We start from the raw sequence: 26514 nt of genomic DNA on the forward strand, positions 1-26514 counted from the left end.
TGGACTAAAATAGGCTCCCCCACTGCAGCAACATGCTGCTTTGGGAGAGCCTGAATTGATTTTAGATCGAGTTGTAAGGAATTAACCGCCTGGAAGACGCGCCTGTGTTTCCTCATATGATCGTTTGTACCAAGCGAAATAGGTATCTGCACCGGCGGCTATTAATTCCTCTATCAATTCTTGCTGATTGGCTTTGAAGGCTTCATCGTTCTTGGAGCCGAGCACGAGGATCGGCATCCCTTTCACGAGCAGCTCATCCAGTTTGGTCTGAATCCGTTTCATATCATCCGGCGGTGAAGGCATCGCACTCAGCACATCCTGAGGAATATGAGCAAGCGATTTCACTTTCCCTTGATCAACCAGCCGTTTGTACGCCTCTGCCGGGTAAGAAACATCGTAGTACTCGTCATAATCCTTGTTCAATGCATTCACTTTAGTCGCAAATACTTCAGGCGTATTGAACAGATTGACAATTCCTCCGTCGCTGAGCTTCGTATAGTCGGCGAGACCTTGCTGGTTGGCAATCATGCCAATCCCCGTCTTCTTCCAGCTGTCCCCGCCGGCTGCTGCAAGCGTGACGGTTTCCGGTTTCATCGCCGGTTTCCCATCCACATAGGTCCAATGTACGCCTTCAATGCCGCTGGCAATAAGCCGCGAGCCTTGCTCGGACACGAGGAAATTGATCAGATCCATCGCACGCTCCGGATTCTTGCAGTTCGCCGAGATGGCAAAAGCGCGATCGTTCCACCCCGCTATTGTCGTGCCCCCGACATTCGTGAATCCCCAGTTCAGCGGAATGGTGACGAACCCTTTATCGGGTCCTTCTTTCAACAAGTCCGCATTTACACGTGTAAACGGCCATGTCGCGACAGCTGAGATCAGCGTCCCTTCCGAGGCTTTGGCAACAATGTCGTTATATTTGGCAGTGAACGCATCCGGGTCCAGAATCCCTTTCTGCTGCGCCTTATACATAAACATCGCGGTGTCCCAAATTTCACTGTGAAGCGCATCGGTATAAGTGTTAACCAGCTGCATGTTATTCGTATTGAACATGCCGCTGCCGGTAATCAGCCCCATACTTCGAATGCCCCATGTTGCCCAGTCGTTCCACATACTGACCCCGTATACTTTCTTGCCGTCCTTCGTCGTTCCATGCCTTTGAACCATATCAGCCAGCACGTTCACCATATCGTCTATGGATTCGATCTTTGGGTACCCGAGCTCCTTGTAATAATCCCAGCGGACATTAAAGCCAACTTGCTGCTCGAAGCCAAAATCACTTGAGCCAATTTGCACCGGTACCATGTACAGCTTGTTCGTGTTGTCGCTCCAGAACTTCCGGATATACTCGAAGCTCTTCTCGTACACCGGGAGCTGTAAATCAGGCCCGTTCGTCTTCAGCAGCTCATCCAGCGGAATGATGTTATTGCCTTCAATGAGCTCCTTAATGTTCTTATTGGGCACCTGGATAATATCAGGCAAATCGCCGCCAGCCAGCTCGACCTTGAATTTCTGTTCATCATACAATTCAAGATTCATCGTGACGCCGGTTTGTCTCGTAATCTCGTTATAAACCTCTGTATGCTCAAAGTCTTTACCTACACTGTTCAGCTGTACCTTAAGTGTAACCGGCTCTTTGGCCGGCACAACCGTCCCGTTGTTTTCTTCCGACTGTGCAGTCTGCGGCTGCTGCTTCGACTCGTTGGCTTCACTGCATCCGGTAAGCAAGGCAAGTATGATCGTTATCGTGAACACGTTTCGCGGCCTAATTATCGGCATCAAGCTGTTCGCCTCCAGTAAGTTTGGTTCGCGCTTTTGGGTTTTAGGAAGCAGCACTGTCATAAATAGCGGGGATGGTCATGTACACCTTCGTTTCGACCCCTTCTTTGCTTTGCACTTCAATGCCATATCGTTCGCCAAAATGCAGCCTGATCCGCTTGTTGACATTGTTCAGCCCGATTCCTTTCGATGCCCGATCACCGTTAATTTGGGATTGGATCTTCCGATTGACTTCGATCACTTTGTCCGCCGCCATTCCGCCGCAGGTGTCATGCACAACTACCAGCAAATCGCCGTCATGTTCGGAGACCGAAATTTGAATGACCCCTTTATGCATCTCGCCATGAATTAACGCATTCTCGATGGAAGGCTGGATCATGAAGCGCAGCGTTTGACATTGCAACAGCTGCTCCGGCACGTCAAATTCGAATCTCATTTCCTCGCCGTACCTGAAATTCATGATGTTGATATAGTTCTGCACGAACGCAATTTCCTCTTTAATCGACCATAGCGGCGAAGGATCATAGTAGATCGGCCTAAGCATATTGCCTAAGCTGGTCATGCACTCCATAATATTGGGCGCCTTGGCGATAGCCGCCATCCACTTCACCGTATTCAGCGTGTTGTACAGGAAATGCGGATTAATCTGGGATTGGAGCGCCTCGATCTCTAGCTGCCGCTTCGTCTTCTCGGTCTCCTCATTCTGGTTCATGAGCTCCAGAATACCGGTCGACATGTTATTGAACTGCTCAATTAGCAGTCCGATCTCTTTGTTCGATGCTTGCGGCAGCGTCATGCCGATATTCCCCCGACCGACGTTCTTCATCCCTTTAATCAGCTGGTGCAGCGATTTCATAATGCGATCCATCCATAAGGAGGCGAAAACGACGATCAGAATGAGCGACATCAGGAACACGGCGGCCGTAAAGCGCCCGATCTGGCTAATATCTTTCGTATACAGCTCCGTTGGCACCTCATTCACCAAGGTCCAGCCGGTTTCTTTCATGCGATAATAAATAATTTGCTCATGCGTCCCGGCGCGACTGCCTGCTAAGCTGCCGAATGCTTGCTCCGGCTTAAGCTTCGCATAGAATGGATACGGTTGATCGATCGTATCCTCGATCGTGCTTGAGATCACTTTGCCATTGCGGTCGATGATGTGCATCGAGCCGCCCGGTGTACTCTGCAAGCTTCCGTAGCCGGAATTGAAATACCGCTCATTCACATTAAAGACAAGCTCCGCGCTCATCTGGCTGCCGCCGATCCATCTGACTCCGCGAAGGGATGAAATGACTCTGGAATTGGACAATCCGTCCGGAATCGAGCTGCGCATGAAATCAATCGTCTCCAGTCCGCCGCTCCAGGTCGTTTGGGGGAAGCTGGTCTTCACTTGTTCGTACAATGCAGTATCATAGAACGGATAATTCTTGCCTACGTCCGCCGTACTCTGATTTTGAGAGAGCGTGCCACCGATTACGGTGCCGTTCTCCGCGAAGATATAAACCGAATCCAAATAATTATAAGTCGTTAAATATTGATTGATCCGATCCATAATGTCGCGTTCCAGTGCAATGAATTCGAGATCAGAAAGCTTGTCGCTTTGCAGAAACGATTGAACCTTGGTTTCCATGAGGAACGTCTTGGACAGCTTATCCACCTCATGGAGCAAAGTAAGCGTATTCATTTCAATCTGACGAAATTGCGATAAGGTGGTCTCCTGCGTTCTCGTTTGGAAGATATCCAGTGTTTTCTTATAGCTGTAATAAGAGCTGACGGACAGGACAAGCAGCGTAACGGCCATAAAGGAGAAAATCAGCTGTGCCTTGAGCGAGATGCCTGAGAGTCGGAACTTGAACTTCGCTGCTTTAGCAATCATTTGTCCTCCGCCTCCGCTGTACCTGTCCAGTCGTTGATCCAAAGCCTGCGAAAGCCGTTCGGCCTGACCCCTGTATGTTTCTTGAAAGCACGGCTGAAGTAGCTGTCATCGGTAAACCCGACCTGCTGCGCCACTTCGTACGATCTGAGGTTGGTGCCGAGCAGCAGCTCCTTCGCTTTCTCCAAGCGAATGCGGTTGAGGTATTCGGAGAAGTTCATTTGCAGTTCTTTCTTGAACAATACGCTTAAGTAATTCGGCGTCAATTCCAAGTACTGAGCAATTTGCTGGAGCGAGATGTCTTCGTGGAATCGATCCTGGATGAACTTGACGGCACGCGCAATGTCTTTGCTTAGCTGCTTCTTGATGCCGCCTCTTGAAATAATTTCGGTTAGGAATTTACTATAAGCTGTCGCGGCTTCATCCAGCGTTTCGCATTTCTGCATCTCTTCCCCGTAGGTTGAGACAAGCGCTGTTACCTCCGATTCGCTAAGCATAGCGGTGACAGATGGGCAATGCAGAAGCCGCACGAACAGTTTCCGAATATCCTGTTCATGGCTGAGCCGCCCGGATGTGAGGAAGGATTGCACAATGGCTTCCACATCCTTCTGCGCCGATTCTTCGATCATCGACCATTTCTCATGGAACTGCTGCAGCTTCCTGCGCACCAGCTCCTCGGTCGCATCGTTATCCACATCGCTCAGGAACAGCTGTCGCTCCGTACCATAGAAGAATTTCTGTGCAACCGCCCGCTCGCTTTCTTTGTACAGCGTGTGCAGCGAAGCATAACCGCTCTTGATTCCGCTCACACCAAACGTTGCGGAGATGTTAAAGAACCGCCCCAGCACCTTCTGGATCTGGGTCATTATCCCGATCATTTCCTCGCGAATATGATATTCACTCGCGATATCGCGGAAGCTGAAGATGAAGAGATACCGTTTGTCTTCATCGGACACGACTTCGCCGCGCTGCGACTGCACGAGCAGCTCATTCAAGACATTCAAGAAGGTGACGCGAATCAGTTCGCCCTTCTCGTCATTGAATTTCGTCTGCACCAGCTCGAAATGGTCGATTTCCATCATGGATACGATAAGCCGCTCCGGGTTCAGCCGCAGCTTCAATTGATCGATATGATGAACAAACTCGTCTTTGGAATAGAGGTGGTAGAAGACGAAGTTTTTAATAATGTTTTCCTTCAGCAGATCCGGATTGCGGATAATTCCTTTGGATGTACCGAGCGTAATCTGCGTGCCGAGCTCTTCGCGCACACGCATCAGAACATTATGTATCTCCTCCTCCGTCATCGTCAGCTTTAGAATATAACTGGAGATGCCAAGCTGCATCGCTTGGCGAATTAAATCAAAATCCTCCATGCACGACAAGATGACGATACGCGTCTGTGCATCCTGTTCCCTGATCTTCTTAATGAGCTCAATCCCGCCCATGATCGGCATGCGAAGGTCGGTAATGATGACATCCGGACGCACGCTGTTCGTGTAATACTCCCAAGCTTCCCTGCCATTGGCTGCATCTGCGCATACGGTCATCCCGTAATTGTCCCATTGCACGGAGTTTTTAAACCCTAAACGTACGAGCATTTCGTCTTCAACAATCATGACGTTGAACATGCAGAAGCCTCCTAGCCCCTCTGATGGTGCTGCAAGCTTACCATACTATTTTGTCTGGCAGATGGTCAATCGTTTCCGTTTGTTCGATAGATTTGTCCGGTTATTGGGAAGCCGGCTTATTTCGGTTAACCAGCAGCAGATGATCACAGACCAGAACGGTTTCCTTATTCTGATTGATGACCTCCACATGCTCCACAACGACGCCGTATTCCGGACGTTTCGGATAATCCCGTTTCTCCGAGATGGTGATGCGTACCGAGATCGTATCGCCTATAAATACCGGCCTCGTGAAACGCAGCTTGTCGTAACCGTAGGAGAACGCTTCCGGATTCAGTTCACCTGCGGACATTCCGACGCCGACACTGAACACCAACGTGCCATGCGCGATTCGCTGGCCGAACGGCTGCGTTTTGCACCATTCTGCATCCATGTGATGCGGATAGAAATCGCCGGTTTGGCCGGCATGCAGTACAATATCCGTCTCTGTGATCGTGCGTCCGAACGTGCTTCTTGCAGCCCCTATCTCATAATCGTCATAAAATAAGCTTCTCATCGTTATTCGCTCCTCCTAAGTCATGTTAGTCGAGATGAAATACTTCCTCCATGTCCGCCCACCATTCGCCTTCGCGCCTGGTCGCGAGCGGCTGCTGGCATGGCTTGCAAACGTCCCACCAACGCTGCGTCGTCTCATCGGCGGCGATCTGGGCCATGTCTTTCTCGTAATCTTCACCTGTATATTCGAAGTAGCTGAATAGCCAGCCGTCCTTGTAATAGATGGAGTAGTTCTGAATGTGACTCTCCTTGATACGCTCTAACACATCCGGACAAACGGCAGCATGCAGCCGTTTGTATTCCTCCAGCATCTCGGGTTTCACTTGGATGACACTTCCATATCGCTGCATTCTCGCAGAGCCTCCTATGATTTGATTTGATAAAATTTCGCCGCAGTGCCGCCGAGGATCGCATTCCGCTCCGCCTCCGAATAAGCGGAGATGGCGCGGTTCGTTTCTCTCCATACTTTGCCGTAATCCCCGGCTAAGTTCGCGACAGGCCAGTCGCTGCCGAACATAAGACGGTCCGCACCGAACTGCTCCTTGGCGTAATCGATGTACGGCTGCAAATCCTCAGCCGACCAGTTGTCGTGATCTGCAGCCGTATTCAGCCCCGACACCTTGGCGTAGACATTCTCGTACTGGGCTGCACGCGCGAGCTGCTCCGCCCACTCGCCCATTATTTTGTCCTTGATCGGCGGTTTGGCCAGATGATCGATGACGATTCTGAGGTTGGGCACTTCTTTCGCCAATCGTGGCGCATGCTTGAGATGATCCGGGAACACAGCTACGAGATCGAAAGCCAGGTCATAAGAGGCAAGCACACGCAAACCTTCGATGACCGAATCGCGAATGATATAGTCCGGGTCCTTCTCCTCGTGGATTAAATGACGGACGCCTTTGAAATACGGATTCTGCTTGAATTGCTTGAGTTTCTTATCCGCAATTTCAGGGATATTGAGCGGTACCCAGCCTACGACAGCGGCCACCCAGTCCTTCTCCTCCGCCACTTGCAGCATATATTCCGTATCTTCGTAGCTGTTCATCGCTTGAACAATTACGGTCTTATCAATGCCCGCTTCCTTCAGAAGCGGTTCAAGCTCTGAGGCCTCAATCGTTCGGCAAATCGTGCCGAATGCCGGGTCCAGCCACGGGTAAGCAACCTTCTCCAAGTGCCAAAAGTGTTGATGCGCGTCGATTCTCATCATCTTTGGAGTCAACCTCCTTTAAGTGGTAGGGTCAATCAACTGCTTCCGGATTGCTGCTGTATCCTCGCCGACTTTTGGCGAGCCTTTCTCCGAGCGAAACTGCATGCCGTCTATACGGATCGGGCAGCAGGTCGTCCGCATCGTAGTTCCATTGCCTCTGGTGATCGACTGAACCATATTCAGTCCTTTCACATGTTCCTCTTCCAGCAGCTGCCGCCAATCCAGCACTTGTGCGACCTCGTAGCCGACAGGCTCCAGCGCAGTGGTTAGCTGCTGTGCTGTCATAGTGTGGGCGGTGTGCAGGAGGGATGCAGGGTTTGCTGGGTTTGCTGGGTTTGCTGGGTTTGCTGGGTTTGCTGGGTTTGCTGGGTTTGCTGGGTTTGCTGGAATTGCTGGAATTGCTGGGTTTCCTGTGTTCGTTGTGTTCGTTATGTTTGTTGTGTTCATTGTGTTTTTTGTGTTAGCTGCGTTCACTGCATTCTCTGCATCAGCTGCTACTTGCTTCTGCGGAAGCACGGTGACGTAGCCGTCGTTTGTGGCATAAATGCCGCTTGGGACGTGGTAGTCTGTGGAAGGCGGATGAGACTGCAGCTGCGGTTGCGGCTGGGATAGTGGCTGCGCACTTTCGTCCCCGCGATTCATATACGCGGTCAATGACTCTATTTGCAGATCGAGCGCCGATTCCAGCAGGCTCACCTCTACTCTCGCTCCGACTCCGGTCACTCCCCTTCTCACAAGACAGCTCAATAGGCCTTGAACCAGATGAGCACCGGCAATCATATCCGTGACCGCCAGTCCGAGCGGCATCGGCGAACCGCTGCGAGTGCCTCCTTCATTGGTCAAGCCGGACATCGATTGCACCAGCAAATCCTGACCTGGCTTGCCCACCCACGGACCTTCGTTCCCGTAGCCTGTAATTTCTCCATATACAATGGCTGGATTAATCGCTTTGACAGCCTCGTAATGCAGGCCAAGCCGCTCCATGACGCCTGGGCGGAAATTTTGAATGAGCACATCCGCCTGCCGGATGAGAGCATGGACTTGAGCTGCATCGTTCGGATCGCGCAGATCGGCAGCGAAGCTCTCTTTATTGCGGTTAATGGAATGGAACAACGTGCTGTCGCCATCCAGCTCCATATTGGAAATATACAATCGGCGGCAAATATCTCCGCTTCCCGCCCGCTCCACCTTGATCACGCGAGCGCCAAGATCGGCCAGCCTTAGCGCGGCGGAAGGGGCAGACAGAAACTGCCCAAAATCAAGCACGAGCAGTCCTTCTAGCGGACGGTTCTGTTGTATTTTGCTGTGCGCGGTATCGCTATAGCTGCTAAAATCGATCAAGCTCTCTCGCCTCCGTTAGGCTGCTGCCCTTTAACTACTCTGCATTGCGAAGCTGAAATTCCTGCTCGATTGCCGCATTATGCTCCCCAACCCTCGGTGCAGCTTTCGTATCAAACAACCGCTCGCCATTGATCCGAATCGGACAACGTGTCGTCCGAAGTCGACGGCTGCCATCTTCACGCCCTACTTCTTGAACCATACCTAACGCCATAAATCCTTCATGAGCAAACAACCGCTCCCACGTCAGCACATCTGCGCACCAATAGTCCGCCGGCTCCAATACTTGCAGCCACTCTTCGGTGCTGCGCGTGTGGATGTGCGCTACGAGAATTTGTTTAATTTCATCTCGCTGTATGAACCACGATTTTGGATCTTGAAAGGACGCGAGCGCTTCGCATGACAGCAGTTCTCCGAGCCGCACAACCGAGCCCATTGCGAGTGCCAAATAGCCATTCTTTGTTTCATAAATGCCATAAGGTGCTCCCAAGTAGGCATGTGCATTGTTCACCGCACTTCGCTGCGGCAGCTCGCCGCCATCGTTCAAGTGTGTCGTCAGCACCTCAAACTGGAGATCCAGTGCGGATTCCAGCAAGCTAACTTCCACCCGTCCCCCTTGGCCGGTTCGTCCACGACGAACTAAACAAGCTAGAATTCCTTGCACCAGGTGAGCTCCTGCGAACATGTCCGCGACCGCGAGCCCAAACGGTACGGGCGGCTGGTCCGCATTGCCGTTCAGCCATGCAAGTCCGGATAAAGATTGAATCAACAGGTCTTGCCCAGGCTTATCTCGCCACGGTCCTTCCTGCCCATAACCCGTCACAGTGGCATACACGATGCCGCTGTTCAGTTCCTTGACCGCATCATAGCCTAGTCCAAGCTTCTCCATGGTGCCCGGCCGAAAATTCTCAATAAGCACATCCGCTTGCGCAATCAATGCCCTTACGCTTGCTGCATCCTCGCTGTCCTTCAAGTTCGCCGCATAGCTCTCTTTTCCCCGATTAATCGTATGAAAAAGCATACTGTCGCCGTCTACCATCTGATTCTTGATCGACAGCTGCCTGTTCAATTCCCCGGTCCCCGGTCTCTCGATCTTGATGACCCGCGCACCTAAATCACCGAGCCGCAGCGCAGCGGACGGACCGGCCAGAAACTGACTGAAATCCAAAACCAACAGCCCCTCTAATGGTTTCACTTCGCCGCCTCCATTCTGGATGACCGATAAAGCCCATTCAGGCGCTCAAGGACTTCCTGCGGCCGCCCGCCGGAAATGATATAATCCCTCACCACATCGCCCGCATGATCTTGAAACTCCAAGTAGCCGCTGTATCGCGGCCTCAAGTAAGCGCGGTCCAGCGCTGGCAGTGTTGCATGGAAATACCCGTTCGTGCGCCGATTCAGCTCCTCGTCGACCCAAGCCGAGCGATGTCCGGGCTGCCCGCCGTTTTCAGCGAATACGGTTCGTTGGATATCCGGGCTAGCCATGTAGGCCGCATATTCAACCGCCAAATCTATATTAGCGCAGCGTGCCGAGACACCGATTCCGGTTCCGCCAAGTGTGGACCGAAGCGGCCCATGAGAACCAAGCGATACCATGTCGGCAAAATAAAGCAAGTGCCGCGCATACCCCATACGAGCGTAATTCGAGTAACCATAAGCGAACGGGCAATACGCGATGTTATCTCCTGCGGACATGGCCTCGTACACCCGAATTGGATTCCAGTTCAACATATCTTCCGAGCATAAACCCGTTAATTCACGAAGCAGCTCCAACGCCTTGACACCAGTTTCCTCGCTCACTACTTCTTCACCGTTTATGATGCAAGGCTCCTCACCCTGCGTGACGCAGAGCATATAGAAATTCATCAACGTATCGACCGGAATCCCAGCGAAAGCGACCCGGCCTTTCTTCGCTAAAGCAAGCAGCTCCTCCCATGTCTGCGGTACCTTTTCATTAGCCGCCGCCAGCAAATCCTGCCGATAAGAAGCTACCGGGGTCGCCGCATCTACCGCGAATGCTGTCTGCACGCCATCGAAGAGGTAGCTTTCATGTGAGCGGCCAACCGTATGCTGCGCTTGATCAGCGAGAAAATCCGCTGACACATGCTGCTCCAGCGGAACCAATATTCCTTTGTCCGCTGCAAAACCCGCCCAAGGATGATCGATGATGAGCAGGTCATATTGCTCGGCGAGCCGCTCGATTGGTGCGTCGGCAAACTCCTGCAGGGATCTTTTCTCCCATGTGATCTCCACGCCTGGATGCGTTTCCATAAACCGCTGCGCCGTCGCCACCTTCGGCAAATACCCTCTGCTATGGTTCCATGTAATGCCTCGTAATGTTGTCGTCACTTCGTCATCACCTTTCATCTGCTCGGCTTGTATTGGGCGGTATTCTGGTAGTACCACGATTGATGAAATGAATCGTGGCGGATCATGGCCAGTTCTTTACTCGGTTTTTGATTCGTGTTAAGCTTTTTGTGAGAATCGGTTCTCTGGTAGTACCACGAGACCAGATTACCATGAACCATCATCTTCCATCAATGCTAATTTTCAATGCCATGTGCCGACTAAGGAGACTACCTCTTATGATACAGATTGAACCTGTCAAACGATTAACGGTCACCGAACAAATTATGGAGCAAATTGCTCAGCTTATTACGAACGGTCACCTTGAACCCGGAGCGCAGCTGCCTAATGAACGGGAACTAGCCGAGCGGTTCAGCGTCACTCGCGGTCGAGTCCGCGAAGCACTTCGTGCGCTTGCACTTATTGGCCTTATCACCATCAAGGCGGGTGAAGGCAGTTTTGTAAATAAGCAGGAGGAGCCGATTCCTTCGGATACGATTGCGTGGATGTTTCACCGGGAGAAGCATAACCTCGATGAGGTTTATGCTGCACGGCAGTTGATCGAAACCGAGGTTTACCTTTCCGCCGCCGGACAGCTCACCGAAGAGGAGCTTGCTCTGCTCGATAAGAAGCTTGCCCATATGTCGGAATCGGTTCATATGGAGGCGGACGCTTTTCTCCATCTGCTTGATGATTTCGACCTTCGCATCGGCGAACGCTCCGATAATCGGATCTTCAACAAGCTGATGCAAATGAGCATTCATCTCAGAAAAGAAACGAGCCTGAAGCTGCTCCGAGTACCAGGCGCCAAAGAAAACAGCGTCAAGCAGCGGTCCGCCATTCTCGCGGCGCTGACTTCCCGCGATAAGAAACAGCTGAACGCCGCGCTTAAAGGACTGTTCACATCTTCGAAGCAGTTCTACGCGAACATTATGAAAAACGACTAGACTCCCTGCCTGGGTCCTCTGATTTCCTGACCCGAATTGCTTGGAGGGAAGCTGAGAGACGGAAAATCCGACTCTCAGCTTCGAAAACACACTAATCTGACGCTGAGAGTCGCTAAATCCGACACTCGTACTTCAGAACTCCCCATTCTCACCCTCGCCAAGGGCTGAGAGTCTCAAAATCGAACTCTCAACCATAAAAACCCACTTATCTCGCATCGAGAGTTCCGAAATCGAACTCTCACATTCCTTCCCGCCTATCTACCTCTTATCAGCGCGGACAATAAAAAAGAGCCGCTTCAAAAGCCACAAACCCGCTTTCGAAACAGCCCTCTCTATTACTTTCTCATCGCCTCATACACATAACTCTGCTTCCCGTTGCTAGGGGCTCGGCCATACTCATAGTCTGCTGACACGACCACATCTGTGAAACCGATGCTCTCCAGCACGAGCTTAAACTCGTGAACGCCGTACCACCGTAAGGCAAAACGCTGCAGCTCCGTCTCGATCAAAGCACCTTTACGCCACTTCTCGTACTTCAACAGGGACACTTTGTACTGATCGAATAGATTCGCTTCCAGCAGCTTGCCCTCCATCGTGATCAGATCGCCGTCCGGCAAATGAAAGGTCGAAGATCCGCTGAACCCGCCGCTTTCAAAGTTGGTATCCGGCAGGAATAGATCCAGCAACAGGCGACCGCCCGGCTGCAGATGTTCATACAATCGCTTCAATGCAGCAATCGAGTCCTCTCGATTCTCAATTAATAAGAATGAGCCGCCCGGAATAATGATCGCTTCATAGCGATCGGGCAAGTCAAGCTCTACGAGATTCGATTCCAATAATCGAACGTTCAGCCCTCTGTCTTCACATCGTTTCCGGCAAGATTCCAGCATCTCGGCCGAATAATCCACGCCGTCAACAAGCAGTCCCGCCTCCAGCAATGGAATGATGACGCGCCCCGAGCCTACCATGGCTTCGAGAATTCTCCCTTTGCACGAGCTTAACCGTTCTTGGTAATATTCCAAATCGCCGCCTAGAGACTGGCCGACCCGCTTCGTTAAATCATAAACCTCTGTGCATAATTTTCCATAATAGCTATACGACATTTATGCTTCCCTCCATGAGTTTGAATGTTCACGAAAGGGACTCTTCTTCCATTATCCCTTCCGCACCGTTTGATATTGGGATGGACGCATTTTCATAGCAATCACTCACCTTCTTTAAATTAACTCCACTATAGGTCAAAGGAAAAATTTGGTCAATCCGAATTCCTACAATTCAAATTGCAGTTGAAATGATTCCGGCACTAGCAGCGGCTGCTTTCTGCCAAGCAGATGGAGAACGAGCTGCGATACGAGCACACCCGGACCTAAGGCTTGTCCAACGCTGATCGTCGGAATCGTCTTATTCGTCAACCATTCTTGGAGGTGGTCGACCGTCACGTAAGAAGGCAGCTTATCGGCATAGCTGGATGGCGGGAATGTTGCGCCTCTTAGTTGCTCGATCGGCATATCTTCCGGAATGCCGGCGATTTGTTCAATCGTCATCCCGTCCGGCGCGAAAGTGAGTACCGTAGTACCGAACCCAAGTGCCGCTGCCGTAATCATATATTTGCCGTGCCTGCGGGCAGCTCGGTGGAGAGCAACTGCATCGTGAAAGGCGAAATAATCGATCGCATCGATGACATAATCGGCGTCTCGCACGAATTCGTCGACATTCGCCTCACTCACTCCGTTTGGAAACTCGATAATTTCCAGGTCCGGATTAATGGCGAACAAATGATTTTTCAATGCAGTCACTTTGGACATCCCGACGGTATGATGGGTTGCTGCGCACTGCCTGTTAATATTGGAGATGTCAAACGTATCGGGATCAGCCAACACGAGTCGGCCAATACCCATACGCGCCAGCAGCTCGGCCGAGAAGCCGCCAATGCAGCCGCAGCCGGCAATCACAATCGTCGAACGCTGAAGCTTATCCACGTCGATTTCGGACATAATCCCTAAGTTGCGAACAAATTGCTCTTTCATTAATTAAGCACCTCCAAGTAGCGAGCTTCCTGTTCAACTAAGTAGTCGTACAATGCGGGACGCTCTTCTCTAACCGTATTTAATACATCATCCAGCACTAGCACGCATGGGATCGTATTCGAGCCCAAGTAAACGCGAGGTTCTCCGATCAGTCGGAATGGGAATTTGAAGATCCGATTCATATAATTATAGACTCTCTCATCTACACAGCAAACCCAATGCGTGATGCCGATATGAAGCGAATATTGCAAGGCAGTCTTCAGCAAGCCAAGTGCTACGTCATGTGCGGGCAATTTGGTGAAAGCGCTCAGCTCGGCGTACCGAATGACTTCAAGCTGCTGGAGTTTAATGCGCTCAATGTCAAAGATGCGAAAGTTTTGCAAAGTTGGCAGTTCATCCAGCTTTTCGAAAATCAAGCGAGTTACGCCAACTACCTCGTCGGTTCCGATAGGTTGAGAGGTGAAATAGGTAGAATTGGCTTGATAGGGATCCTTCTCATTTTTGTTGAAAAATCCGACTTCAAGGTACCGTTCGACATGCAGCTTAATCGCTTTTTCACGCATTTTCCCTCTTGCAATGCTGTAAAAATACTGAGAATCTGTTTTCATAAATAAACACTCCTCTTATTTTGTTTTATGTACGGTGTTTCGGCACATTTTTATTCATTAAAACGGTTACTTCTTCCTGCTTTTGGTCTTTTATTGTCGAATGTTGAGTGATACACTGATTTTAATAATCTGCATATCTCATGCTGAAGATGACTGGGGCATGACTGAGGATTTATATAGGACTTTTCTCTCTCCATCGATCAACTCCTAGTTCAAATGGATTATATATCCACTATACCAAACGTTTGTCGTATTCATAGAGGTGCAGGAGAATGAGAGATTAATTGATTTACGAATTGGAGTCTACTACTCCGGACGGGATGGACGCATGCTGAGCGAACGAAAAAAACTACTGTCTTCATATTACAAAACACACCAGCGAAATCTCAGCTTAAACATACTGAAGATCGCACTCATCTATTTGCTTCTGAGCATCGGGTGGAATTCGGTTTTTCGTATGCTTCATATGCCATATTCGAGAGCGGAGATCAAATTTCTGCTCATTCCTGTTGCTGTTCTTGCCGTAATACTGCTTCTCAACCGTTTTATCAAAATAAAACCGATTATTATGCAGCATATCGTTCTCTCCTTTAGCGTTCTGGTCATTTGCTGCTTATATTTTGGCTCCGGCTACAGAGAGGCATGGGGCTATTTTCTAGTCATCCCTATTCTGGCGGGCATGTATGGTAATTTACGGATATTGTTCCTTTATTCGACTGTTGGTTTTGTCATGATGTTAGGTGTAAATCTGTACCATCCGCTTGTCAGCGGCGTGTTTGATTCCATCGACATCTCTAATCGGGCACTGCTTTATATGGTCCTTGCTACGTTCAGTTACTTGCTGCCGAAACAACTGGATCAACTGTACAACAATCAGGTTAGCTTGATTATCCATTCGATGGAAACGACGATCGAGCAGGTTGTCAAAACGTTCATCGTATCGATCGAGGCCAAAGACAGCTATACATTCGGACATAGCGAGCGAGTGAGCAAATACGCGGTCGAGCTGGCTGCAAGGCTTCCCGAGTTTCAGGACAAACAGCGTATGCAGACACTTCGGTTATCCGGCTTGCTTCATGATATCGGGAAGATCAACATTCCCGAGTCCGTGCTGACGAAGGCAGGCAAGCTCACGGAAGAAGAATACGAGATCATCAAATCGCATACGGTCGTTGGAGGCCGAATGGTAGAGAAAATACCGGGACTGGGACAATTAAAACCCGGCGTACTCTATCATCATGAGCGGTGGGATGGCAAAGGGTATCCGACCGGAGCAGCAGGTCTTGATATTCCGCTAGAGGCGAGGATATTAAGCATAGCCGATACATTCGATGCGATAACGTCTAGCCGGTCATACCGCCAAGCCGCATCGGTCAACGAAGCGATTGAGCGAATCAAGGAAGCAAGCGGAACGCAATTCGATCCAGCATTAATTATGATTATTGATGAAGTAGTCATGAGCTGGAGGCGAATCTATAAAGAATATAGCGAGGATCTATCGGAGTTTGAGACGTTGCTGGATTTGCCGTAATTTTTGTGTACCGATAGTCTTGACGAACCTAGAAAAGGGACAACCGATGCTGTATCGGGTGTCCCTTTTTTCGATCCAGTTTTATCACAGCGCACTGTTTTGTCCCTCAGCTTTGTTGTCCATGCTAACCATTGTAGGCGGCAACGCCACTCCCCTGCATCTCACGGCTGCGTGCGGAGAGATCATTCCGAAGGAGCAAATCGAACGCGTAATGGATTCTACAATGGATGCTTTAACCAGACAAGCCTATGCCACGCCTGCAGTCCGAGCGAACCTTGTCAATTCCGGCATGGTTTCGCTGTATTGTGATTATTCCGGTTCTGAGCAGCATGTTCATGCGGTTGCGTGCACATTTGTTTTCAACCGTTCCCTGCATGTGCAAGCTAAGCGGCTTGAGTACGATTATGCCCTCGGCTCCGATTACGGCGAGCTTCAGGCGATTCATTTTAGCCTGGAATGGCTAGCCCGTGCCTTAACAGATAAGCAGCTCGAGCCTATGCCCAAATCAGCTGTCGTTTTCACCGATTGCCATGCCATCGTGCGGCTGCTGTCGAAGACTTATTTTGCCGATGCCCGTTATGCCGTTGTTCGGGATGCGATTCAAGACACCGTTGATCGCTTGCGCACCTTGTATCCGAATATCGAGATCCGCATTAAACATATGCACCGTCATAAAACCAACAATGCGCTTCACCGCATGGCGCACAACGCCGCGCGAAATTGTATCGGCAAATAAGGTTAGAAACTTTTCATATACCCCTGATTCCTGACTGCGCGCGCGTATTGTATAGACATGCCATATATTCTGCCAAATGGAGGAAGATCAATATGTCGCAAGAATCCTCTGCAGCCACTGCGCGCAGCTTCACGGTTTCCGGTGAAATCTTCTCGATGCCCAATCTCGATATTTATGCCCAAATGACTTATATCGTGCTCAGTTCCGGCGCGTCAGACTCGTTATCCTTGAGCGTGCCCGACATGGCCCGAAAAGGCCGAATGACCATCAAGCAGGTCATTAAAGCGATGCAGGATCTTACCGAGCAGAAGCTGATCTCCCATAAAGTGTTCCGACACTTAATCGGCGAATTTCAAGACGATCGTCTGTCTTGGTCGGCAAAAGGGCTGCTCACTTACTGCAAGGAACATCCGAGCACTAGCGTAGCCGAACTGATTGCCCTATCCGATCAGTCCGATGAAGATGAAACAACGATTCGCAAAGCGCTGCTTGAGCTGAAGCATGCAGGTTATTTGGAGGACTATCCGGAGCTTCGCCAGATCGCCACGTAACATTGGAACGCGGGCAGGCATGCCGCTTGCCGAGCAAACATACCTATAACCATAATTGCCGCATGTCTGATATAAAGGAGAATCGGCTTATGGGACCTTTTGCACCTGATTTATTGAAGGGGAAAGTCGTGCTCATTACAGGCGGAGCCACCGGCCTCGGCCGTGCGATGGGGGAAAAATTTCTTGCCCTCGGCGCTCAACTGGCCATTGCCGGTCGCCGAGAGGAAGTGTTGCAGCAAGCAAGTACGGAAATGAGCTCCGGAGGTTCGGCACCTGTGTTTTATCAATGCTGTGATGTTCGGGATCCCGCTGCCGTGCAAGCGCTGATGGATGCGGTGGAAGGCCACTTCGGCCATATTGATGTCCTTGTCAACAATGCTGCAGGCAATTTCATCAGTCCGACCGAACGTCTCTCTCACCGCGCAGTCGACGCCGTGCTCGGAACCGTACTGCATGGCACGTTCTACACAACGCTGGAACTCGGTAAACGCTGGATTGAACAAGGAAGAGCCGGAACGATGCTCAATATCGTGACCACCTACGCCTCCTCTACCAGCGGATCGGGTTACGTCGTGCCTTCCGCCGCGGCCAAGGCCGGCGTGCTTGCACTCACCCGCTCGCTTGCCGCCGAATGGGCACCTTACGGAATCCGGCAGGTGGCTATCGCGCCTGGCCCCTTCCCAACCGAAGGTGCCTGGTCGCGCCTGATGCCTACGCCGGAGATCGAGCAGCGACTCCTTAGCCGAATTCCGCTCGGGCGAGTCGGCGATCCTTCGGAGCTTGCCAATCTCGCCGCTTATCTGATTTCCGATTACGCCGGTTACATTAACGGCGAAGTCGTGACCATCGACGGCGGAGAATGGCTGCAAGGCGCCGGCCAGTTCAATGGACTTGCCGATGTCACGGATGAACAATGGGACACGCTTGCCGCTTTGTCTCGCAAAGGCAAGTAAGCGCGTGCTGTCAGGACTAGGACAACGGATGCTCCCCATATCCTCCAATAAGGGAGGGGATCATGATGCGTTTCACAGTCCGCTACATCCCGCTGAGCAAAATCAAACCCGGCTTGCCTGTCGGCATGACCGCCCGCCTTCGCTATTTACGCCATTTGATGTGGGATGGCTTGCATCTCATCGTCGTGCAGAAAGACCGCAAAGACGGCCAATATCGAATCGTACTCGGCAATGACCGCTACGAGTATTTGCGCAGCCATACGAAGAAACTGACGGCACCTTGTATCGTCGATGAATCCAAACTCGGCGCCGGTCTTCAAACCTGGCTGCAGCGCTTCGCTCGCAAGCCGCCCGCGACCGGACCAGCTACTGCCTCTGCTTCTGCGGGTGCGCTGAAACGGCTAACCCCCTCCAGCTGGGCAATCGTTCGTGCCTATCTGAAGGAAGATCACCGTTTCAATCAGCTCTCCCGCAAGCAGCAAGCGCAAGTGCTCCTCCTAGCGGTTCGTCACAAACAGATGATCGTCTCGGCCATGAAAGCCAAGACGGATCTATTTCTTGATGCACAAATAAACGGCAAAGGCTGATCGCGCCTTTGCCGTTTATTTGTGTTTGAGCTTGCTTGTACGCGATCAGGCGCCTACGCTTCAACAGATTCGTGCCTCGTCGGATCGCTCTTCCCTCTTCGCTCCAGCATCCCTTGGATAAACCACGTATACCCGATAAAACCAAGCAGCGTAGCTACCGCCGTCAGAACAAAGGGGAGCAAATAATGATCACCCGCCAGGATGTACCCTGCCCAATAGGAAGCAATCGTATTGCCGACGCTGCGGGATACCGTTCGCATGCCCGCAAATAAGTTGCGGTCTTCCTCGGCTACCGCGGACATCGATTCGCTGTCTATGATGTTGTTAAGCATCGTGAAGCCTGTCCCGCGCAGCAGGAGCAGAATCGCGAATGGTGCCGCCGGTATAGCTACAGCCATCAGCGCCACAATCAGGATGTTGTAGAGAAACAGGAAGATGAAGCTTCTTCGGCTTCCCAGCTTCTCGATGACGTACGGCATAATGATGGAACCGATGAAGAAGAAGAAACCGGACAGCGCAAGCAAACCGGAGATCGTGTCATCATTCATGTCAAAGCGGAATTTGAGTATGACATTCAGAAACGGACTGAGCAGCCCGTAGGTGAAGCCGGAATTGAAGATGAGCAGCGAGAGAGCAAGCAGAAAATAAACGGCATGCCGCTTCTTTTGCCGTCTGCCTGCTTCAGCCTTCGCGTCTTCCTTCTGCTTCACTTGTCCTTCTATCGGTGCTTCGTCAGGCGATGGTAATAAGATCCCTCTCAGTATTGCAGAAAGTGCAAAACAACCTGCCGCTGCGAAGAAAGCATATTGATAGACCGTCGTACTGCCATGAATCCAGTTCGGCAGAAACCCGCCAAGCAGCGTGCCGATCCCTGTAAACAGAGTGAATACGGCAAAGAGAAGTGAATAAGCGTTCGTCTCTTCCTTCTTGCTTTTGCAATATTGGAAGATCAGTTGAATCTCCGAATTTACAATGGCTGTAACGCCAAGCGACCAGATGAGCTGTGCCACTGTGACCGCCGCCCTGCTCGTACCTAAGCCGAACACCACGAGCGAGATAAAAGAGAACAGCATTCCAATAACCAGCATTCGTTTACGTCCGACACGCTGTACGATGAGCCCGACCGGTAAGCTTGTAATTCCGATGGTAAGCGCCCCGAGCGACGTAATTTGACCGATGGCGCCTTTGGAGAATCCAAGATCAAGCAGATGCAGGTTGAGAATGAGACTGAAGATCCCTGCCCCGATGCCAAACAGACTTTCCGTGGCAATAAATCGCTTTACGCCCGGAGATAGATCGCGAAATAGATGATACGTATACTTCCACATATGAACGCCTTTCCTCTTGCTGATGTCCTCCTATTCTAATAGAAGCAGTGGACACCTTCAACCGCTTTCGACATAATGATGGCCTCCAACTCAGTATACGATTGATATTTTGTTATCCTTCGAAGACCACGTAACAGCTGCTCCAAGTTGCTCACTCATAAATTTCAAAGGGATATACGAAGTCCCATTAAGCACGAAGGCTTTTGTTTGGGATACCATCTTCTTTTCTTTTAAGGAGATCTCTCCATTTTTCACGTTTATCGATATACGGATTAGAGGCGAGCTTCCTTCTTTACTTTCCACAACAACCTTACTATTGGTTTCAAAACTTATGTTTGCACCAAGCATGACAAGTAGGGATCGAAGCGGGATAAATGATTGATTGTTCCGTATGATTACACCACTGGTCAGTAATACGTCCTCACCATTGACCTCTAACGATATTGGCGGACCTACTGGTACAGGCGTTTTTGAAAAAGGGATATTGCTACCTGCGCCAAGTTCTGCAGTGGTATTTATTCCCCATCCCCACAAGGTACCGTCCTTCTTTTGCATGATGATATGACTTACGGCCGCTTTAATACTTACTGCATTAGTTGCAAGTAAGTTGAACTTTGGATTTTTCGTCATTTTATTTTGGTTAATCGGAGTTTCGTATACCTCTCCGCTGTCGGTCAAGACAATTAAAGAGTCTCTAATGGTTACAGCGTCCTTCACATCATCAATGGATGTAATCATTACCGGTGTTTGCTGTTTTGTAAGTTCCTCATTGGAGCTGTTAATATAAGTGCCACAGAACCAAAGTCTTGATTGATCGTCGAGAAACATGCTGGAGTAGAAATCCGGTAAAATTGACTTGATTTTGACTAAACCTTTCACTTGTGCAGCAGATTCATTAGGTTCACCAGTCCAATACCAAACAGTCCCGTCGCTCTTTAACGCATGATTACGGTAAATATCTATAATGTCATCCAATCCTTTAACAGCAGAAACTGGGCTGGCATAAAACCACTATACGCCCACACAGTTCCATTATCCTTCAGAAATACCCAATTCCTTCCAACCATATAAGGTGCAGTCTTATCAAAACTCGTAAGATCTGTAATATTATCGACATCTACCCTCTTTACAAGCCGAAAATCGTAGCCAAAAATGTCGGTATCCACCCATGGAATAAAGAAGACATTACCTTTTAAATCACGAATGGCCATTCCAAAAGAATCCTCTGCTTGTGCAAAACCGCCGTCCAATTCTTTAACTTGAACTAAATTAGCATGAAGATCATTTAGTGTTTGATACTTCCAATACCAAACTGTATTATCGTTCTTCACAAAAAAATTGCCAAAGCTATTTTTAACGTCTGTAATACCTTGCACATGTGTTGGAACTAATTGGTCCCTACCCCAAATCCAGTATGAACCGTCACTCTTTATGAATGAACCAGCATCATAATATGGAATGTTTGTGGAACCGGACTCAGCTTTAACTGTCGATACACTCAAAATTGATAGGAGGAATAGGAACGATAATAATGGCAGTCTTGTTATCAATTGAATGAACCCCCTTCTTGACTCATCTCTCATCGCGATGTACATTGGTTTAATCGTCATACTCTATGGAGGACCTATGCCTAAAATACGTCAGCTAAATACACATGCAGACTTCGAACGAATGAGAATTTTCACTCGTCCAATCGTAATATTCCAACAAGATGAACTCCTAGACTCAGGCGTCATTATTAAATCGCATGATGAACATATCGTTACATCTACCAAAAACGAACAATATAAGAAGGCTGATTGTCAATTTTATTACGGCTCCAAATAATTTACGTTCGCCAAGAAACGGCAGCCTTATGCGGCTGCCGTTTCTTGGTGTTTACTGGCTACGCCGGTTCTCGCTAACACGGAACGCCACAATTCTCTTAATTAAATCGTAGGGTATTGGCTTATTAAGTGGAAATTGAACCGATCCCTTCGCCATTTTATAAGGTGAAAGTTCCTCCTTAAACATTTCAATTCCACTGGGCGTAGGATAGAATCCAATGTGTTTTTCGAATGCTGCAAAATGCACCAAATTGCCATTCCATGCGAACGTCGGCATTTGATAACTGATCTTCTCAGTCGCCTCCGGTGCGCAATTGTGAATGAGTTGTCTCAGCTTGTTAAGGATCTCTTGGGTATCGCCGGTAAACTGTGCAATATATTCGTCAATCGTGTTCATTCGAAGTTTCTCCATTCTTCATCCTCCTCTTTATGCTTATAATCCTGTTTTATGTATGTTCCCCTCTACCAATAAGACTCCAATTTATCTTAAATGAACATATTCGTCCTCCATTTCAAGCAATCCTTCCACGAGAGTGCGACAGTTAGACAAAGTTCACTCCAGAATACACCTTGCTAAAGCAGTATTTTTTGCATGCAGGCGGATATGCCGTCGTATGCTTAATTGACAAGCTAGCCGACTCTTTCTATTCATAGCCCCATCGTCCTCCAGCCTCTCGGTATTCTTGTCTTTTCACAACTCCTCAAGCCAGGTACAACCATTTCTCTCTTTATGAAGGAGGCGGTCTTCCACTACATAAAAGCGCTTTCAAAAAAATGATCATTTATGAAAAAGGAGCGAAGTAAATGACAATCATTACATCCAGCAAACGCAAAACCAAGTCATTACCTGTTACGTTGCTTGCAGCCTTAGCTATGGCAGCATTACTGTTCGTCATAGGTTTCGGTTCGCAGACCGCCTTCGGCGCGAATACGACCTATTATGTCAACAATTTGGCCGGTTCGAACTGCAACAACGCAGGGGCGGGAACGTCTACTGCCGCGCCATGGTGCGACTTTACACCGGTCAATAGCCATGGCGCTTTCGGGCCGGGCGACAAAATACTGCTGGCGCGCGGCGCGACCTGGAACCAGCAAATGTCTGTCACTGGTCAAGGCACGTCGACGAACTTGATCGAGCTCGGCGCATACGGCACGGGCAATCGGCCAATCGTCATGCGCAACGGCCTGGAGTCGGACCGCGTGATCAAGATTACGAATCCGTCTTACTGGAGCGTCCACGACCTGGAAATCAGCAATGCCGGTTCGGGAATTTTCGTCTACTTCGATACCATCGGCCACGACGGATTGTACTTCAGCAACATTTATGTGCATGACATAACCGGCATTCATCAGAGCAGCTTAGGCAACGCGTACACGACAGGGCCAAGCGGACCCGCCGACCGGATATGGAATTCCGGCGGCATTCAAATTACCGGCACGGTTACGCTGACCTCGTCAAGCCAGTATGTCCTGCGTACGCTGCGGCTCGATGGCATTGAGGGGACGAATAATTTGGACAGCATCTCGCTCGATTTCGATAATGGCGGAAGCTACGGCGTGACGCTGTCCGGCGGAGCCGTCGGAGAGAACCTGCTGCAAGATGTCATTATCAATCATGCTTATTTGCATGATGACGACAACAGCGCGGCCGGCTGCGACGAAGGAATGCGGTTCGACAACATTAACGGCGGCACGGTGATGAACTCGATTTTCGACAACGAGGCGTCCTGCCATTCCTACAGCGGAACGGCGGCGATTTTCATCGGGGTAACCAAGAACGCCACCTTCGTGAACAATATCATGACGAACGTGCCGAATACTTCTTCTGCGGACATGGTAGCCGTCGATTTGGAATCTTCCACCGACAGTATCCGGTTCCGCAACAACTATATCGCGGGCAACGCGGGAGCTGGCCTTTCGTACTTAGCGATCTGGGGCGACTACAGCAACAACAACGAGGCTGCCGGAAATCTGTTCCAGACCAACGGCAACGGCTCGTTCCGCCGCGCCGGCAATTCCGATCCGATACCGCCCAATGGGACGATCCGCGACAACCTGTACACGGAGCCGAACAATTTCCTATACCAAGACGGAGCCGATTACAGCGGGTTTACGGTTACCAACAACCAGAGTATCAGCTCGACTTCGAATGCTTACCATGCCGCTTCCCAATTCGCCGGCACGCAAGGCTCGAACAATTGGTCCTATCAATACAACAACGGCAGCTCATGGACGAATCTGGGCTACTACGACAGCGCGGCGAAAGTGTGGCAGCTGTCCTCCGCAACGAACGTACCGCAAGTGTCCACATTCGAACAACATCCGGGCACTTGCGCCAATTGCGCGGTCGCTCGCGCATGGACAGCGCCGACTACGGGGACGATCAGCATTCGCGGTCGCGTGCTGAAATCCAATATCGGCGGCGGCGATGGCATCATCGCTCGGGTGACGAAGAACGGGACGCGTATTTGGCCGGCTTCCGGCGACCAATCCATTGCTTACAACGATATCGTCGGCGCTGAGCAAGCACTCGATAACGTGTCCGTCACGGCTGGAGACGTCATTCGTTTCGAGGTGACCAACGGTTCCAGCAACGACAATACGTACGACATGACCAGTTGGGCGCCGGTCGTCGCTTATACGAGCACCGGCACAACGGTAGCGAAACAATGGGACTTCAATACAAATGGCAACTTCGAAGGCTGGACAATGACCAATCTGATCAGCGGCAGCGTGTCTGGCGGCATTCTTACGTTGACTTCAAGCGGCAGCGATCCCTACGTGACTTCGGCGGACAATCTCGGCATCACCAATGCCGCAACGAATCGGTACGTCAAAATCCGGATGAAAAATAATACGAGCGATACGACGGCCGAACTGTTCTTCACGACTACGACGGATACGACCTGGAATGCGGCCAAATCGGTTTCGTTTCCGACAATCGCGAGCGCCGGCGGCTACACGGATTACATCTTCGACATGGGAATCAACGCAAACTGGACCGGTACGATCAAGCAGCTACGATTCGATCCGTTCAGTGTTACCGGTACGATGAACGTCGATTCCATCGTCGTCACAAGCGCCGGTTATACTAGCGTCAAAGATTGGAATTTCAATACGGCCGGCAATCTGGAAGGCTGGACGAACGGCAATCAGGTAAGTGCAATGACCGTTTCCGGGGGTACCCTGAACTTGACGACGACCGGGACAGATCCGTACGTTTACGCACCTGATAATCTTGGGATAACGAGCCCCTCAACGAATCGTTATTTGCGCGTCAGGCTGCAGAACAGCACGAGCAGCTCCTACGGGGAAATTTATTTCATCACTACGTCCGATACGGTATGGAACGGAACGAAGCAAGTGGTCGTTCCGCTTGTGCCCAACAGCGGCTATCGCGACTACGTCGTCGATCTCGGGACGAACGCATCCTGGACCGGCACGATTAAGCAGGTCCGCTTCGATCCATCGATGTCGGCGGGTACCGTGAACGTTGATTATTTCCGCTTGACGAACTGATGAAGAGGTTCCTTTCATTAGCAAAATTGTGATCCCATAGAAAAAACGTTACGATAGAGTCAACAGCGAGATTAGCAGACTCCATTCGCCAAGCGATGAAATCAGAGGAGGAATCGAAATATGGACTACACCCGATTAGGCCAAACCGGCCTGGAGGTATCCAGACTAAGTCTAGGCTGCATGAGTTACGGTATACCCTCAAGAGGATCGCATTCGTGGACGCTGGACGAGGAGCGGAGCCGTCCCTTTATTCGCAAAGCGCTTGAGCTGGGCATCAATTTCTTCGATACCGCCAACGTTTACTCGGACGGCACTAGCGAAGAAATCGTCGGTCGCGCGCTGAAGGATTTTGCCCGGCGCGAGGACGTCGTCATTGCGACCAAGGTTCACGGTCGCATGCGGCCCGGCCCGAACGGCGCAGGCTTGTCGCGCAAAGCAATCATGAGCGAAGTCGACGACAGCCTGAGCAGACTTGACACGGACTATATCGATCTCTATCAAATTCACCGCTGGGACCCGCATACGCCGATCGAAGAAACGATGGAAGCGCTGCATGACGTCGTCAAGTCCGGCAAGGCCCGCTATATCGGCGCTTCGTCCATGTACGCCTGGCAGTTTCTCAAAGCGCAGTTCACGGCAGAGAAGCACGGCTGGACCAAATTCGTCAGCATGCAAAATCATTTGAATCTGCTATACCGCGAGGAAGAGCGTGAAATGCTTCCCCTCTGCCAGGATCAAGGCGTAGGCGTCATCCCGTGGAGCCCTCTGGCACGCGGCCGTTTAACGCGCGGCTGGGACGAAATTAGCGAACGCTCGGAAACAGACGCATTCGGCAATACGTTGTACACGTCCGCTGTAGAGTCGGACCGCGCAATCGTCGAACGTGTCGGACGCATCGCCGCTGAGCGCGGTGTACCGCGGGCCCAGGTAGCATTGGCCTGGTTGCTAAGCAAATCCGCGGTCACTGCTCCGATCATCGGCGCGACGAAGCCCGGCCATTTGGACGACGCGACCGCGGCGCTATCGCTTGCGCTCACTTCCGGCGAAATCCGTGAACTGGAAGAGCTGTACGTGCCGCATCCGATATTAGGCTTCCAGTAATTCAGCAACGAGAGGCGGCCTCCGAACTTTCGGAGGCCGCCTTGTTCATGGCTGGTCATTGCAAACCTACTGCTCGC

General features: G+C 50.6%; 24 protein-coding genes. 8 read left to right on the forward strand and 16 right to left on the reverse strand.

What is annotated here, in order from left to right; genetic code table 11:
* Positions 1–81: 81 nt before the first annotated feature.
* The 9 genes from AC50Y3_RS17160 to AC50Y3_RS17200 all read right to left on the reverse strand — a co-directional run bounded on the left by AC50Y3_RS17160 (position 82) and on the right by AC50Y3_RS17200 (position 10726).
* Positions 82–1779, reverse strand: coding sequence for an extracellular solute-binding protein (locus AC50Y3_RS17160; RefSeq protein WP_494819946.1), 1698 nt, complete (start codon positions 1777–1779; stop codon positions 82–84).
* Between the two features lie 43 nt (positions 1780–1822).
* Positions 1823–3655: a cache domain-containing sensor histidine kinase gene (locus tag AC50Y3_RS17165; RefSeq protein ID WP_494819947.1), complete on the reverse strand. Its 1833-nt coding sequence runs from the start codon at positions 3653–3655 to the stop codon at positions 1823–1825.
* Entirely contained in the window at positions 3652–5280 is a 1629-nt protein-coding gene (locus AC50Y3_RS17170; protein ID WP_494819948.1) for a response regulator, read from the reverse strand. Before AC50Y3_RS17170 ends, AC50Y3_RS17165 begins: the two co-directional genes overlap by 4 nt.
* 100 nt (positions 5281–5380) lie before the next feature.
* A complete protein-coding gene (locus AC50Y3_RS17175; RefSeq protein WP_494819949.1) occupies positions 5381–5833 on the reverse strand; it encodes a MaoC/PaaZ C-terminal domain-containing protein in 453 nt (150 codons plus the stop codon).
* Between the two features lie 25 nt (positions 5834–5858).
* Positions 5859–6182 (reverse strand): L-rhamnose mutarotase, encoded by a 324-nt coding sequence (locus AC50Y3_RS17180; RefSeq protein WP_494819950.1) that lies wholly within the window; start codon positions 6180–6182, stop codon positions 5859–5861.
* Positions 6183–6196: 14 nt separating this feature from the next.
* A complete protein-coding gene (locus AC50Y3_RS17185; RefSeq protein WP_494819951.1) occupies positions 6197–7039 on the reverse strand; it encodes an amidohydrolase family protein in 843 nt (280 codons plus the stop codon).
* A gap of 18 nt (positions 7040–7057) precedes the next feature.
* Complete coding sequence (locus AC50Y3_RS17190; RefSeq protein ID WP_494819952.1) at positions 7058–8380, reverse strand: CaiB/BaiF CoA transferase family protein; 1323 nt, start codon at positions 8378–8380, stop codon at positions 7058–7060.
* Positions 8381–8414: 34 nt separating this feature from the next.
* Positions 8415–9572, reverse strand: a complete 1158-nt coding sequence (locus tag AC50Y3_RS17195; protein ID WP_494819953.1) for a CaiB/BaiF CoA transferase family protein — start codon at positions 9570–9572, stop codon at positions 8415–8417.
* Positions 9569–10726 carry an ABC transporter substrate-binding protein gene (locus tag AC50Y3_RS17200; RefSeq protein WP_494819954.1) on the reverse strand — a complete coding sequence of 386 codons (1158 nt, stop codon included), beginning with the start codon at positions 10724–10726 and terminating at the stop codon, positions 9569–9571. Before AC50Y3_RS17200 ends, AC50Y3_RS17195 begins: the two co-directional genes overlap by 4 nt.
* A 236-nt stretch (positions 10727–10962) precedes the next feature.
* Between AC50Y3_RS17200 and AC50Y3_RS17205 the strand changes: the two genes are divergently transcribed.
* A complete protein-coding gene (locus AC50Y3_RS17205) occupies positions 10963–11670 on the forward strand; it encodes a FadR/GntR family transcriptional regulator (RefSeq protein WP_494819955.1) in 708 nt (235 codons plus the stop codon).
* A gap of 335 nt (positions 11671–12005) precedes the next feature.
* Here AC50Y3_RS17205 and AC50Y3_RS17210 read toward each other — a convergent pair whose 3' ends face one another.
* From AC50Y3_RS17210 to AC50Y3_RS17220, 3 genes are all read right to left on the reverse strand, one after another.
* Positions 12006–12773: a class I SAM-dependent methyltransferase gene (locus AC50Y3_RS17210; RefSeq protein WP_494819956.1), complete on the reverse strand. Its 768-nt coding sequence runs from the start codon at positions 12771–12773 to the stop codon at positions 12006–12008.
* Positions 12774–12938: 165 nt separating this feature from the next.
* A complete protein-coding gene (locus AC50Y3_RS17215) occupies positions 12939–13697 on the reverse strand; it encodes a ThiF family adenylyltransferase (protein ID WP_494819957.1) in 759 nt (252 codons plus the stop codon).
* Entirely contained in the window at positions 13697–14305 is a 609-nt protein-coding gene (locus tag AC50Y3_RS17220; protein WP_494819958.1) for an N-acyl amino acid synthase FeeM domain-containing protein, read from the reverse strand. Before AC50Y3_RS17220 ends, AC50Y3_RS17215 begins: the two co-directional genes overlap by 1 nt.
* Positions 14306–14762: 457 nt before the next feature.
* Between AC50Y3_RS17220 and AC50Y3_RS17225 the strand changes: the two genes are divergently transcribed.
* The 5 genes from AC50Y3_RS17225 to AC50Y3_RS17245 all read left to right on the forward strand — a co-directional run bounded on the left by AC50Y3_RS17225 (position 14763) and on the right by AC50Y3_RS17245 (position 18663).
* Positions 14763–15836 carry an HD-GYP domain-containing protein gene (locus AC50Y3_RS17225; RefSeq protein ID WP_494819959.1) on the forward strand — a complete coding sequence of 358 codons (1074 nt, stop codon included), beginning with the start codon at positions 14763–14765 and terminating at the stop codon, positions 15834–15836.
* Positions 15837–15957: 121 nt separating this feature from the next.
* Entirely contained in the window at positions 15958–16572 is a 615-nt protein-coding gene (locus tag AC50Y3_RS17230; protein WP_494819960.1) for a hypothetical protein, read from the forward strand.
* Positions 16573–16664: 92 nt separating this feature from the next.
* Positions 16665–17123, forward strand: a complete 459-nt coding sequence (locus tag AC50Y3_RS17235; RefSeq protein ID WP_494819961.1) for a hypothetical protein — start codon at positions 16665–16667, stop codon at positions 17121–17123.
* An 89-nt stretch (positions 17124–17212) separates the two neighbouring features.
* Positions 17213–18076, forward strand: a complete 864-nt coding sequence (locus AC50Y3_RS17240; protein WP_494819962.1) for an SDR family oxidoreductase — start codon at positions 17213–17215, stop codon at positions 18074–18076.
* A 62-nt stretch (positions 18077–18138) separates the two neighbouring features.
* Positions 18139–18663 carry a hypothetical protein gene (locus AC50Y3_RS17245; protein ID WP_494819963.1) on the forward strand — a complete coding sequence of 175 codons (525 nt, stop codon included), beginning with the start codon at positions 18139–18141 and terminating at the stop codon, positions 18661–18663.
* Positions 18664–18716: 53 nt separating this feature from the next.
* Here the strand turns inward: AC50Y3_RS17245 and AC50Y3_RS17250 are convergent, their stop codons facing one another.
* The 4 genes from AC50Y3_RS17250 to AC50Y3_RS17265 form a co-directional block, all read right to left on the reverse strand.
* Positions 18717–19991, reverse strand: coding sequence for an MFS transporter (locus AC50Y3_RS17250; RefSeq protein WP_494819964.1), 1275 nt, complete (start codon positions 19989–19991; stop codon positions 18717–18719).
* 90 nt (positions 19992–20081) lie between these two features.
* Positions 20082–20966, reverse strand: a complete 885-nt coding sequence (locus tag AC50Y3_RS17255; RefSeq protein WP_494819965.1) for a stalk domain-containing protein — start codon at positions 20964–20966, stop codon at positions 20082–20084.
* Positions 20951–21541, reverse strand: coding sequence for a hypothetical protein (locus AC50Y3_RS17260; RefSeq protein ID WP_494819966.1), 591 nt, complete (start codon positions 21539–21541; stop codon positions 20951–20953). Before AC50Y3_RS17260 ends, AC50Y3_RS17255 begins: the two co-directional genes overlap by 16 nt.
* Positions 21542–21869: 328 nt before the next feature.
* Entirely contained in the window at positions 21870–22214 is a 345-nt protein-coding gene (locus tag AC50Y3_RS17265) for an iron chaperone (protein WP_494819967.1), read from the reverse strand.
* Between the two features lie 407 nt (positions 22215–22621).
* Here AC50Y3_RS17265 and AC50Y3_RS17270 point away from each other — a divergent pair, with 407 nt between their 5' ends.
* Together AC50Y3_RS17270 and AC50Y3_RS17275 are read left to right on the forward strand one after the other, a co-directional pair.
* Positions 22622–25336, forward strand: a complete 2715-nt coding sequence (locus AC50Y3_RS17270; protein ID WP_494819968.1) for a hypothetical protein — start codon at positions 22622–22624, stop codon at positions 25334–25336.
* A 120-nt stretch (positions 25337–25456) separates the two neighbouring features.
* Complete coding sequence (locus tag AC50Y3_RS17275; RefSeq protein WP_494819969.1) at positions 25457–26437, forward strand: aldo/keto reductase; 981 nt, start codon at positions 25457–25459, stop codon at positions 26435–26437.
* The last annotated feature ends 77 nt before the right edge of the window (positions 26438–26514 follow it).

The organism is Paenibacillus sp. J22R98, from assembly GCF_059383835.1.